Consider the following 13218-nt stretch of genomic DNA (forward strand, 5'->3'; position numbering starts at 1 on the left):
AGCGGCCGAAACTGTGGGGCGAATGCACCTGACACCGTTGCACCCACAAGATCAGGGCTCGAGCGGACATCGATTCGATCGGGTTCGGCAGTTCGTCATTCGATTGGATGGATCCATGAGAGAAAGGGAAGCGCAAAGAGGAAACCGACCCCAATTCAGGGTCTTACCGGTGGGAATCCGAAAGAAAAAGGGTTCCTGAGAACCAGGGCGAAGGATAGGTGCCCTACGTTAAGCAAGTGTTAGGCAAAGGTAACATTTTTGTATCTTTGCATTGCCCAGTTTTTCGGTGTTTGGGAAATGTGATCTTGTGTCGAAAGTCACAGGGTTCGGCTCTCCGACCGTTGCGACAGGATTTTCCTCGCGCTTCTCACGACATGCTCAATGCAGTGGTTTGAGCTTCAGGTTCGCGGTGACGGTGAGGCGGCAAGCGAGGCGGGCTGTCGCGTTGCCGGGCGCGTAAAACGCCAACAACTCCTGTTCTCGCTCGTCCGGGGGGCTCAGCACGCCGTCGCGAACTTCGGTCACTTCGCACAGGCAGGTGCCGCACACACCCGTGCGACATCCGAATGGAATGGGGTCCAGGTCGTCCGTGAGGACCCGATCCAGCGGCAGGCCGGCAGCGACTTCCATCGACGGCACGTCCGACCCGGAGAAACGAACCTCGAAGGTTTTGGTGCCGGTGGCACGCTCGATCCCTTTCATGACGTCCTCGGGGGAGTCGGGTCACGGCGCCTTGATCGTCACCGGAATGCCGGAAACCATCAGCACCACCTGGTCGGCGCGACTGGCGAAGATTTGATTACAGCGACCCACCAGGTCGCGAAAATGGCGGGCGAGGTCGTTCGTCGGCGTAATGCCCAGCCCCGTTTCATTCGTGACGACGATCAGATGCCCGGATTGAGTCTCACACTTGGTCACGAACTCTTCGGTCAATTCCGCCATTCGCTCCTCCGGCAAGGCCAGGGTTCCTTGGTGATAGAGCAGGTTGTTGATCCATAGCGTCAGGCAGTCGAGCACGATGACGGGATAGGATTCCAAGGCCGTGAGGGCTTTCGAGAGGTTGGTCTCCTCCTCCACTGTGTGCCATTGGTCGGCTTCACGCTCTTTCTGGTGGCGTTCGATGCGGGCCGCCATTTCGTCGTCCATCCTCGGGCAGGTCGCGAGAAAGGCCCGAGGCGCCGCGTGTCGCATGGCCTGGGACAGAGCGTAAGCACTTTTTCCGGAGCGACATCCGCCGGTGATCAGGGTGATCTTCCGCAACAGTCTCCTCCTGTTCGCGCTCGGTGGCAGAAGAGTTCGGTTGATCAACCCTAACCGGTTGGATTCGAATTCGCAACCCCGCCGTCGGCCCTACCGATTCGGCAGCGGCTGAATGGTGTAGACGTGGCCCGGCTTCTCGGGAAATTGACGCAGAGTCCAGGCACCGACGGGCACCTGGGCCTCCACTTGGTATCGCCAGTTCTCGTCTGCATTTTGTGGGGTCTGCCAGGCCACGCTTGCGCTTCCGTTGGCGGGGATCGTCAGGTTGCGAGTCTCGGCGGCGGTTCCCGTCTCGTCGACGAGGCTGATCGAGACCGAGGTCTCCCGTGGCTGTGGGTTGATCACGCGAAAGTGGTGATCGTTGCCGGCATCTCCCGTCGCGAAGGACCAGGTCCTGCCGACCTGGGGCAGCGCCAGGGCGTGGTACTTGGGTCCCTCTTGCCCGGCGATGGTGAGGAAGGTCTGAACCACGACCTCATCTCCTTGTTTGAAGTAGGCCGGGGCCGCCGTGGCCTTGGATGGCGCGATGTCCGCAATGGCCAGTTCGCGATTGCTCTTGGCCGGCAAAACGCCTTGGAGGGTCGCGATCGAGTTGCCATCCTGGTCGAAAGCCTCCAGTGCATAGCTCTGCTGCACACTGGTTCCGTTGATCAGGGTCAGCGTCGCGTTTTGATAGGAGAGAGAATCCGGTGGAAGTGCGATCAGTGTGGCCTTGTCGCTCGTCTCCAGGTTGCGAATGTTCCCCAGGGCCACCGCCGCGGTGCGATTGGATCCCAGCCGTTGACCCGAATCCGAGAATTGCGCCGATCCGTCGTTCAGCCACACGCGATTGGGCGAACCGCTATCGCCCCGGTTGGCCACGAATGCGTCCAGGTCGCCGTCCTCGTCAAGGTCGGCGAGATCGACCCACATGCTCGGGCTGTTGCCGAAGTAGGCGCCGTCCTCGAAGGCACCACTGCCGTCGTTGAGCCAGATGTGGTTGGCGCCGTCACAGTCCTGATCACTGTTGGTGACGAAGGCGTCCAGGTCGCCGTCCGCATCCAGGTCACCGAGTTTGACGCAAGTACTGCGTTGGAATCCGAGGAGCTGCAGCGAGTCGCTCAATTCGCCGTCCCCGTTGTTGAACAGTACCGAATTCGGGGCGTCGTTGATGTTGGCGACAAACACGTCCAAGTCGTCGTCGCCGTCCAAGTCGCCCAGCGACAGGAAAAAGGGGCTGAAGCTGTTGAACCTGTAGCCACGCGGTTCAACGACGGTGTCTTCGTCATCGTCTTCTTCCGCCGCGTCCACCTCGTCCTGGTTGACGACCAGCAAATCGAAGATCCCAGCGCCGTTGTTCCGCCAAACCTGAATCTCGTACGCATTGGTTTTTCCCAATACCAGGTCCAGGTCGCCGTCGCGATCCATGTCGCCCAAGGCGAGGGCGCGTACGTCCTCCATGTCGGAAGGAAACTGGAAGTCGGAAGCCACGAAAAAGGCCCCGCCGATGTTGGTCCAGATGGTCGGCGCGCCGTTCCAATTGGCGACCACCGCATCCAGGTCCCCGTCGCCGTTGATGTCGCCCAGCACCACGTTGACGCTGTTGGTTACCGTCGTTTCGGTGTCCTCCTCAGTATCCTCGTCGTCACCATCCTCGTCACTGTCGACGACCGGTGTGCCCAACTGTTGTTCGGTATTGGTGAAGTTGCCGAACCCGTCGTTCAGCCAAACCTCGTTGGCCCCATCGTTACCCAGGAACAGATCCAGATCTCCGTCGCCGTCCAGGTCGCCCAGGGCGAGCGATCGCGTTTCGGCACCGCTGTCCATGAGGAGATCGAGTTCCACTTCTTCGTACTGGTTCTGGGCCTGGTTCATCCAGAGTCGGGTGGACTGGCCCAAGGAGTTGGCGGTGACGGCGTCGATCGCCGCGGCCGGAGTGAGTTCGCAAAAAGCAATCAGGAGAAGAATTGGCGCCCATCGAGAATCTCGACGTTGGCGGAAGCGCGCAGCCCACTTTTTCATCACGTGTACCTCGTAGCTCATTTCCCCGTGGGGTTGCTCAAATGACACAACGACTCCTCGGACTGCGATCTCCTTTTTACAAATTGTTACTCGGAGGATGAGCATCTTTGGTGGAGAAGCCGCGAGGCGGCACGAAACCGCTCGAACCACTGTTTGGTTAAATAAAGAAAAGGTAATTTTTAGGTAAAGGTTGTGTTTTGTGAAGTGATGCGGTGTTGCACGGTGCCTGTTTGAAAAATAGCTGAACACATGCGTCAACTTTGTGGTTGAAAGTCTGAATTCCGGCCTTCAGTTTCAGTTATGGGTAACTGAAATATGACTTGCGAAACAAGATAACCAGTTCCGTTGGCTCCGTTTGTGCCGTTTCAGCCAATGCCGGGTTCGCCAAGTAGGCCGGCAGCCGCCCAGTTTCAACCATCTTTCACTACTTGCCGCCACTGCACCTTTGTAAGCTTGATGACACCGCAACCGACCTCAATCATCACTACGACTTGGCGCCCTTTCGGCTCCGGCTGTCCTATCTGTATCTAGGCTCTTGGTTACATTCGAGTTCTGCATGGTTTTGTTGTGGTATTGGAATCTGCTTTTTTTCGTTTTTCGGTGGGGCCTCAGCGTGCTGGCTTCACCGAAATGAATAGGCCGGGCCGAGCGTGCTTGGAGGAAAGAAAATGCTTTTTCGAAGCTTGAAATTCATCGTTCTATTGTTTTTTTTGGGTTCTTCGCCCGCCCTCGTGGCGCAACACGAAGCGACCGAAAGCCTGGCTCGGGGATTGGGCTTTTCCCGCGTCCATCTCGGTGACGACGCCTCCGTTCGCTACTTGGGAGGCCGAGCCGGTATGTTGGCGCATTCGGCCGCGGAGGCCGAGGCCCTGTTCCAGGATCAGTTGCGCGGGTTGTACCGAATCGGCGCTCAGGATCAGGTGATCGCGGTATCGCAAGAGGTTCACGGAGAGAACCGGTACTACCGCATGCAGCAGACCTATCGCGGTCTGGAGGTTCGCGGAGGTGAACTGGTGCTGCAGACGGATCTCGAGGGCAGAGTGGCGGCGGTGATGGGGACCGTTCGTGACGGCATCGACCTGCGCGTGGGCCGGATCGGATTTACCGAGAAGCACTATATTCACGCCATCGCCGACTACCTGGGGATCCCCAGCGAAGCGGCAGCCAAGCTACCCTACCGCGTGCTGGAACAGCCCGATCTGGTGGTCTACGCACCAAACGACGCCCTTCCGGTCCTGGCCTTCGAGTTCGTCTTGGAGTTCGTCGACGAGCAGGCCTTCTACATGGAGCGGATGTATCTCAATGTGAAGGGCGGCCGGCTCGAGAACAGTGTGAACCTGATTCACAGCGCCCTCGAGCGGCGCATTCACGACGTGGATGGCGGCTGTCTTTCCGCGATTTTCGGAGCGTCACTGCCAGGACAGCAAGTCATTTCCGAAGGAGGTTCCTCCAGTGACGAAGTGGCCCAGGGAGCTTACGACAATACCGGTGCGACCTGGTGGTTCTACCACCACATGTTCGATCGCGATTCTTGGGACGGCAACGGCATTCCGCTGGTCTCGACGGTGCACATCACCTTTTCCACCGGCATTTTTCCCGTCAATTGCTCGCCCAACAATGCCGCGTTCCTGCCGGCTCCCTACAACCAAATGGTCTACGGCGACGGTGACGGGCAAATTCTGAAAGAGACCGCGCTTTCCCTCGACGTTACCGCACACGAACTGACCCATGGCGTCACCAACTCCACTTCCAACCTGGTCTACCAGCGCGAATCGGGCGCGATCAACGAGGCCATGTCCGATATTTTCGGTGCCGGGACCGAAGCCTGGGTTCAGTCGCTGGCATTGGAAGGCAAGGACCCGTCCGACGGCAATCCGGCGCAGTTCCGGACGTTCCGCGAAACCTGGTTGTTGGGTGACGACATCGCCGGCAGCCAACTGGGCGAGGCGTTGCGCTACATGGACAATCCCACCGAGGATGGCCGCTCCGCGGATTATTACCCCGAGCGCAACTACCCGAACTGCACCCCCAACAGCAGCAACGACAACTGCGGCGTGCACACCAACAGCGGCATCGCCAACCTGGCGTTCTATCTCCTGTGCGAGGGCGGCTCCCATCCTCGCGGTAAGACCAATGTCCAAGTGCCGGCCATCGGCATCGTCAAGGCGCTCCACATCTTCTATGAAACCAATGCGCAGTTGCTGACCAGCAACGCGACCTTCGAAGACTTGCGTTATGCCTCGGCTCAAGCCGCGGTCAACCAATTCGGCGAAAACTCCTGCGAGTACGTGGCCATCATGAAGGCCTGGGACGCGGTCGGCATCAACGGCAGTTGGACCGATCCCGGAGCGAATTGCGGCGGTCCCACCAATGATCCGCCGGCTGCGGCCTTCAGCTTCTCTACCGATGGCCTGGACGCCACCTTCGATGCCTCCGCCAGTAGCGATTCCGATGGCACCATCTCTCAATACGCCTGGAATTTTGGAGACGGCAACAGCGGATCCGGCCAGATTTCGACCCACGCCTACGCGGCAGACGGAAGTTACCAGGTGACCTTGACGGTGACCGACAACGACGGTGCCGTGGATGCCACGACGCAAACCGTCACCGTGTCCGACGACGGCAACGAAGTACCGCCGACCGCCGTGATCCGTCTGGTGGCAGAGGATCTGACCGTGGATGTGGACGGAACCGGCAGCAGCACGCAAAACGGCTCGATCGTGGCCTATGACTGGGACTTCGGCGATGGCGCCATCGGAACCGGCGCCACCGCGTCACACGATTACGCGGCCGCCGGCACCTACGAAATCTCCCTGACCGTGACGGACGAGGCAGGGCTCTCCGACTCGGCTCGCGAAACCGTGACCGTGACGGATCCCGGCGATGATTGCGGCAACGGATTCGCGATCGGTTCACGGACCATCACCTTCAACAACGACGGCCGTAACATTCAAACCGATGTCTACTATCCCTCCGATACGGGTGGTTCCAATGCGCCGATTCTCGAAGGCTGTGACTTCCCGGTTCTGGTATTCGGTCACGGTTTCACCATCGGAACCAATGCCTACGGCTACCTTTCCGATGGCCTGGTGCCCGCCGGGTACATCGTGGCCCTGCCACGTACGGAGTCGGGCTTCTCGCCGAGCCACGCGCGGTTCGGCGAAGATCTGGCCTTCGTGGTCGGTGCCGTCGAAACCGAATTCGCCTCCTCGGTCAGTGGTACTTCGGCGGTCATGGGTCACTCCATGGGCGGCGGCTCGGCATTTCTCGCGATGGCCGACAACCCCCAGATCACCGCGCTGGTCACCCTGGCGGCGGCGGAAACCAATCCCTCCGCAATCGCGGCCGCCGGCAATATCACCAATCCGGCTTTGGTCGTGGCGGCCAGTCGCGACTGCATCACGCCGCCGGCGGAACACCAAATACCCATGTTCGAAGCGCTCGCTTCAGCGGACAAGGAATTGGTGACGATCGAGGGCGGCAGCCACTGCCAGTTCACGACCGGTAACTTCAACTGCTCTTTCGGTGAGTTGTTCTGTGGCCAGAGACCCAACATCGGTGCCGATGAGCAGCACGCCGCCACCATCGACGCAATCCTGCCCTGGCTGGAACGCGTGCTCGAGTAGGTACGTACTCGGTCCTCGGTTCGAACCGAGGACCACCAGGAGCCTCGACCAAGGTCGGTCGGGACTCTGTACGGGACCGACTCTCCTGCGTGTGCGGAGCCCGCGAGTTCTTGGGTTCCGCGCACATTCCTCGAGGGGCGCCGGATGTCCTGGAGTGCACTTCCGTTCCCGAAATCGAACGTCTCGCCGCGTTGCGGAATGCCTCGTTCCCTCGCGGAAAAGCGAGTTCGAAACACGAAGTCCCGATCGGAGCCCATGACTCCGAATGAGGCGATTGGCCTGGGAAATGGAGTCATTCGGGTTACTCTCGTTGGTAGGGATATTTTTCAATTGTAGTTTATGACACGTCACGGCAAATTTTACTGTTGAACCTTTGGTGGGTATGTTTATAATGCGAGCCGTGTAAAATACCTGTAAATCGAATGTAAATCGCGGGTTTGAACGTAGGAGTTTCTGTTTGGAGAGGTTCTCTGAACGCAAACTGAATCTTCGTTCAAGGCCTTCTTCCTGGCTCCGCATTGTCCTTCATTCCATTTGGCCGCTTTGGCCAATTTCAATCCAAGGTAGGTTTATCATGAAGTTTTATACATTCGATCCATTTCTCTTCGAGCCCGATTCCGGCAAGCTGGCCTGGCCCGGCGGTGAGGAGTTATTGCGACCCAAAACCGCCAAGTCCCTTGAAGTTCTCATTGAACACCGCGACCGTCCCCTTTCTCGCCAGGAGCTCCTGGAAATCGTTTGGAAAGAAACTTCCGTGACCCCCAACGTGCTCTACCAGAGCATCAAGGAGATCCGCCACTGCCTCGGTGGGCGGGAGGAATCCCAAGCTTTTCTCACCAGTTCACGCAATCGCGGCTATCAGTGGGTCTTTCCCCAAACGGAAACTCATTTCGAGGAGAATCCCAATCTGCTGGCGCTCCGTCAGGCAAAAGAGACCGCGCTCATGAAGCCGGGCGAACTCTCCATATCGGAGGCCTCTGTCTCCGCTGTCGATAGTTCCCCGCAAACCGATTCACCACCCGCCAAGACCGACCCATCCAAACCGCTGACACTCGCGGTTGGTCAATTCGGAGCCCGTTTGGTGCTGGCCGCCTCGATTCTCATCTCCTTGGCCGCCGGATTCACCTTTAGCCATCTGCTCGGCGAGGCCGAGCCACGACCCGCGGTGCCAGCGGTCATCGACCAGGCCCAGGGCAACGCCAAGGCTTTCAAGGTCGGCGTCGTTCACAAATCGCGAGACAACCAGATGCCCGTCTCATGTCTTATTCGCGAACGGCTCTCCCAAAGCTACGATTTCGTATGCATACCCAGTGTTCAAATCGACCAGGCCTTCAGTGTGCCCAGCTTGAAAGGCAAAACCCGGGAACAGGTCAACCTGGCCGAATTGCTGAGCTGCGATTTGGTGCTCGATCCGCTGTGGGATCCCGAGGTCCATCAGCTCTCTTACTCGCTGGAATACCCGGGTGGGAAGATTCACATGAACGACATGCCGTTTCGATCTTTGGAGGAGGCGGTCGTGTTTCTCACCAGTCAAATCGGCCATCAAGCCCAATTCATCGACACGTTCATTCTCGCGCAGCATGAAGACAAAGGATCGATGTAGGCCCGGCACCGGCCGTCGACACCACGGAGATCGGTAACCGATTTAGACTCGATCCATCAAGAAATACCTCGGCAACCGCAATGGCTCCGGCCGTCCCAAACTGGGCGGTCGGGCCTTTTCTCGTTCTGGCCGGTCCGGAGCCCAATCAGGGGGGAGCCAGGAGCGGGGGGAGGGCTTGGGCAGTTCGCCATGGACGCGGTATGATGGGCCGTCTCCAGGAAAACGAATCCGCTTCGGGCGATATGGGGTGCCGTGAGTCGTGGTTAGGGCCAGGCCGCGGGGAAGGGGAGAGGGATGGCGAATGTCTCGGATATGGTGGAAAAGCTGATCGATCCAAACGGGCTGCCGCGATTCGGCATTTTTGAGCGGCCCGTCGAATTCGTCAACTACCGCGATTTCGATCTCCGCAGCGCCATGGATCGGCCGTGCGGCAAGCTGGCTCGATGGAGCGGCTTCAAACAGTTCCAATTCGTGGGTCTATGCGGACCCGAACTGGTGATGGGCTGTGCCGTGGTGGACCTGAAGTGGGTGGGCAACGCCTTTTTTTACCTCTACGACCCGGTTCGGCGTCACCTGGAGGAGTTCAGCTTTCTCCAGCCATTGGGGCGCAAGACATCGATCGACCCGCGACCCGATGCAGGGCGGGCCAGCTTCGCTCGGGGAAACAATCGCGTCACCATGGTCGCGGAGGCACGGCCCCGGGTGCGCAGCGTCCAGGCCCAGATCGGCAAGCGGCTTCAACTGGAAATGCACCTCGAAGAACCGGAGGGCTTTCGACCCCTCGCGATCTGTACCCGGTCGGGCTACCAGGGATGGACCTACACCCAAAAGGCGGCGGGTTTACCGGTTCGGGGGTGTCTGCAGTGGGATGGTCGCGAATTTGACCTGGGCGCATCGAACCTTGCCGGCAGTTACGATTGGAGCTGCGGCTACATGCGGCGCGAGACCTTTTGGAACTGGGGCTGCCTTTCGGGAAGGTTGCCAGACGGTCGCTGGTTGGGGCTGAACATTGCCGCCGGTGTCAACGAGACCGGGTTCACCGAATGTGGCTTCTGGTTGGATCACCGTTTCACCAAGCTGGATATGGTGAACTTTCACTTCGATCGCCTGAACCCGGAGCGAACCTGGACCATGACTTCCCACGACGGCCTGCTCGATTTGCGTTTCGAGCCGGAGGGGACGCGTCGCGAGTGCCGTAACTTCGGATTGCTCGCCTCCAATTTCAAGCAGGTCTTCGGCAAATATTACGGAAGCCTGCGCGACGAATCGGGAGAAACGATCCGCCTCGACGGCCTCTACGGCTTTGCCGAAGACCACTATGCCAAGTGGTGATGTCCATCCATCGAGGATTCGAAGAGTGTGGAGGCTAAAAGTTGGCGACGTTTCGGATCGGCTGCATGCTCCGGTGTATGGCCGAAAGCACGCCCATCCAACCGATGGCTCGCCAGAGAAGGCGAGCACATCGCCCTGGATGGGCACGCGTTATTGTGGATAGGCGGGATAGACCGGTTTACCGTCGATCGTTCTCAGGTTCTTCTCTTGCCGGTACGCTTCGAGCCCATCCGGTCCCTTCTTTTCGGAATAGGCGATCAGCGTCGGACGCTCTCTCACGAGTTGGTATTCGGGGACGGCGTATCCGCAGGAGGTCTGTACCGATTCGATGTCCATCAGAATCAGTTGGCGGACGCCAGGCATCAACTCGAAGGCGGTGATCAGCGATGTCCATTCCGATTCATCGGGTCTGACGACTCGACCGGTTCCGTACAACCGCAAAATCCGCGGCTGCTTGTCGAAGCTGCAGAACATGAAGGTCATGCGACCGTTTTCGTTCAGGTGCCCCGCGGTTTCGTTACCACTTCCGGTAAGGTCCAGATAGCCGACCGTTTTTTCGTCGAGGCACCGAAAGGTGTCCATGCCTTTCGGGGATAGGTTGATACGGCCCTCGGCCGGTGCCGTTGCGGTGAAAAAAATCTTTTGGCGATGGATGAAATCGATCAGTTTCTTGTCCAGACTGTCAAAAAAGGCGGCCATGGCGATCCTCCTGATGACGATGATGGGAAACGGTACCAAGCTCCGCTTCCAATTCGTAATCCAGTACCTTACATGTGGGTTGACGATTCGCTTATACGTTTGCTGTGATAAGCTCGCAGCTTGTTTTAACACGATTTGCAGTAGGGTATCGCCGCCAAGATCACGCGGACCGGCCAAGTCTGGTGACGCTCGATAGGGAGGGCCTTTCCTTGAATTTCGAGATTCCCGATGAATTGAGACATCCGAGCATCTACGCCTTGCTGATCTTGCTCGGATCATTTTTGTTGGCTGGATGCGTGCGCTTCTTTCTGTCTCGCACCATGAAGCGAATCGCCAGCCAAACCAAGACGAAAATCGACGATCACTTCATTGATTCGCTGCAATCTCCGGTGACCGTGTCGATCGTATTGGGCGGCATCTGGCAGGCCTTTCAGTTCATATCGTTCAACCCCAGCCTGCGGCACCTGATTTTCGGACTTCTGGTAACCATGGTGGTCATCAGTTGGATGCTGGCGGCGCTCAACTTCTCCGGCGATCTGGTGGATTGGCTGAGCGAGGGCGAAAACCCGCGGCGGTTGATCCAGCCCAAAACCAAGCCGCTGTTCCTGATCGTGTTCAAAGTGCTCGTGGTGACCTTCGCGGCCTACTTCATCATTTTGGCCTGGGGTCAGAACCTGACCGCCTGGCTGGCCTCCGCCGGTGTCGCGGGTATCGCCATCGGTTTGGCTTCCAAGGATTCGCTCGCCAATTTCATTTCGGGCATCTTCATCATCGCCGATTCCCCGTTCAAAATCGGCGACTACATCGTGCTCGACAATGGGGACCGCGGACGGGTCACCCATATCGGCATTCGCAGTACCCGCCTGCTGACCAACGACGACGTGGAGGTCATCATCCCCAACGCGGTGATGGGCAACTCCACGATCATCAACCAGAGCGGCGGACCCTACGAGAAGTTTCGCCTCAGGGTCCCGGTATCGGTCGCCTATGGATCGGACATCGACGAGGTGCGTCAGGTGCTCCTGGAGTGCGCGAAGGTGGAAGATAAGGTGGAACAGGTACCCGCGCCGCGGGTGCGGTTTCGGCAAATGGGTGAATCCTCCCTGGATTGGGAGATTTGGGTCTGGGTTCGCGAGCCGGCCATCATGGAGGAAGTGAAGGACATCATGCTCAGTCGTGCCTACAAGGCGTTGAACCGGGCGGAGATCGGGATTCCCTTTCCCCAGATGGATCTGCACATCAAGGAGTGGCCCGAAGGGTCCTCTCGGAATCCGGCTCGTGATTGAAGACAGCCGCGACGAACACTGGAGACCGAGCACAGCGAGCTTCATCGCTCATCTTTATTCGTTTAATCCTAGCTCCGGAGCATATTTCTAATGTATGATTCCCAGCGGCGTATTTTGTCTCGATAACTGTAATTGGATCAACGCAATCATGGCATTTAACTTTTCCCGAATTTTTTCAGCTTTCAATCGAGACTTGGCCATCGATCTCGGCACCGCAAACAGCCTGGTTTACGCCAAAGGATTGGGGATCGTCGTTCGCGAACCCTCGATTGTTGCCATTAACAAGGATGAAAGCCGGGTTGAAGCGGTAGGTAACGAGGCCAAGGAAATGTTGGGCCGGACGCCCAGCAACATCGTGGCGATTCGACCGATGCGCGACGGCGTCATCGCGGACTTCGAAGTCGCCGAGCAGATGCTGAGCTATTTCATTCGCAAGGCTCAGAAACAGTCTTCACCCCTCAACCTGTTTCAAGTGGATGTCGTCATCGGCGTTCCCGCGGAGATCACGCAGGTCGAACGCCGTGCGGTGCGCGACAGTGCCAAGAAGGCCGGCGCTTCCAACGTGTACCTGGTCGAGGAAGCCATGGCCGCCGCCATCGGCGCCGGTTTGCCCGTCACCGAACCGACCGGGAACATGATCGTGGACATCGGTGGTGGTTCCACCGATGTGGCCGTCATCTCCCTTTCCGGGATCGTGTATTCCAAGACCTTGAAAGTGGCCGGCAACGCGATGGACGAGAACATCGTCCAGTACATCAAGCGCAAGTACCGATTGCTGATCGGTGAGCGCACCGCGGAAAACATCAAAACCCAAATTGGAAGCGCCTACAAGTTGGACGAACCCATGGAAATGGAAATCAAGGGTCGTTCACTGGAAAGTGGGATTCCCAAGACATTGGTCATCAACGACACCGAAATTCGCGAAGCGCTGGCCGATACGGTCGACGCCATTGTGGAAACGATCAAGATCGCGCTCGAGCGGACGCCTCCCGAATTGTCGGCCGACTTGGTGGACAAGGGCATCATCCTCACCGGCGGCGGCAGCTTGCTCAAGAATTTGGATATTCGCTTACGGGAAGAGACCAATTTGCCGGTAAGTATTGCCGAGGAACCGTTGCTCAGCGTGGTGATGGGCGTCGGAAAGATGTTGTCCGATCCCAAGTTGCTCAAACGGGTGTGCCGTAAGAGCTGAGATGTTTCGGATCCTCGTCGGGGATCTTCGAACACCGCGCGATCACCAGGTTCGGCTCCTTCCATGCCGGACGGTTCGCGTTGGAAGGGTAGGGAGGCGACGCGCCATGCCCACGGCAAACCACAGCGTGAGGGAATCGGGGGACGCCATCCCGGCAGTCGTTGTCGTGGATCGCGGTTCCACGGAAACGCGCATCTCGAATCGGGATCGTCGCTGAGG

9 protein-coding genes are annotated in these 13218 nt (G+C 58.4%); 5 read left to right on the forward strand and 4 right to left on the reverse strand.

Annotated elements, in window-relative coordinates:
* Window positions 1-378: 378 nt before the first annotated feature.
* The 3 genes from J3U87_RS19410 to J3U87_RS19420 all read right to left on the reverse strand — a co-directional run bounded on the left by J3U87_RS19410 (window position 379) and on the right by J3U87_RS19420 (window position 3309).
* Window positions 379-702 carry a 2Fe-2S iron-sulfur cluster-binding protein gene (locus tag J3U87_RS19410; RefSeq protein WP_237377433.1) on the reverse strand — a complete coding sequence of 108 codons (324 nt, stop codon included), beginning with the start codon at window positions 700-702 and terminating at the stop codon, window positions 379-381.
* 21 nt (window positions 703-723) lie between these two features.
* Window positions 724-1260, reverse strand: coding sequence for a bifunctional adenosylcobinamide kinase/adenosylcobinamide-phosphate guanylyltransferase (gene cobU / locus J3U87_RS19415; RefSeq protein WP_237377434.1), 537 nt, complete (start codon window positions 1258-1260; stop codon window positions 724-726).
* Between the two features lie 90 nt (window positions 1261-1350).
* Window positions 1351-3309: an FG-GAP repeat domain-containing protein gene (locus J3U87_RS19420; RefSeq protein ID WP_237377435.1), complete on the reverse strand. Its 1959-nt coding sequence runs from the start codon at window positions 3307-3309 to the stop codon at window positions 1351-1353.
* A gap of 620 nt (window positions 3310-3929) precedes the next feature.
* Here J3U87_RS19420 and J3U87_RS19425 point away from each other — a divergent pair.
* The 3 genes from J3U87_RS19425 to J3U87_RS19435 all read left to right on the forward strand — a co-directional run bounded on the left by J3U87_RS19425 (window position 3930) and on the right by J3U87_RS19435 (window position 9822).
* Window positions 3930-6887, forward strand: coding sequence for a M4 family metallopeptidase (locus J3U87_RS19425; RefSeq protein WP_237377436.1), 2958 nt, complete (start codon window positions 3930-3932; stop codon window positions 6885-6887).
* Between the two features lie 574 nt (window positions 6888-7461).
* Window positions 7462-8490: a transcriptional regulator gene (locus J3U87_RS19430; RefSeq protein WP_237377437.1), complete on the forward strand. Its 1029-nt coding sequence runs from the start codon at window positions 7462-7464 to the stop codon at window positions 8488-8490.
* A gap of 294 nt (window positions 8491-8784) precedes the next feature.
* Window positions 8785-9822: a DUF2804 domain-containing protein gene (locus tag J3U87_RS19435; RefSeq protein ID WP_237377438.1), complete on the forward strand. Its 1038-nt coding sequence runs from the start codon at window positions 8785-8787 to the stop codon at window positions 9820-9822.
* 150 nt (window positions 9823-9972) lie between these two features.
* Here the strand turns inward: J3U87_RS19435 and J3U87_RS19440 are convergent, their stop codons facing one another.
* Window positions 9973-10521, reverse strand: coding sequence for a pyridoxamine 5'-phosphate oxidase family protein (locus J3U87_RS19440; RefSeq protein WP_237377439.1), 549 nt, complete (start codon window positions 10519-10521; stop codon window positions 9973-9975).
* Window positions 10522-10730: 209 nt separating this feature from the next.
* On the opposite strand from J3U87_RS19440, the gene J3U87_RS19445 reads away from it, so the two are divergent.
* Both J3U87_RS19445 and J3U87_RS19450 read left to right on the forward strand, forming a co-directional pair.
* The gene (locus J3U87_RS19445; RefSeq protein WP_237377440.1) at window positions 10731-11807 is read left to right on the forward strand and encodes a mechanosensitive ion channel family protein; all 1077 of its coding nucleotides are present in this window, start codon (window positions 10731-10733) and stop codon (window positions 11805-11807) included.
* Window positions 11808-11955: 148 nt separating this feature from the next.
* Entirely contained in the window at window positions 11956-12999 is a 1044-nt protein-coding gene (locus J3U87_RS19450; protein WP_237377441.1) for a rod shape-determining protein, read from the forward strand.
* Window positions 13000-13218: the final 219 nt, after the last annotated feature.

Source organism: Sulfidibacter corallicola (assembly GCF_017498545.1).
GTDB classification, from domain to species: domain Bacteria; phylum Acidobacteriota; class Holophagae; order Acanthopleuribacterales; family Acanthopleuribacteraceae; genus Sulfidibacter; species Sulfidibacter corallicola.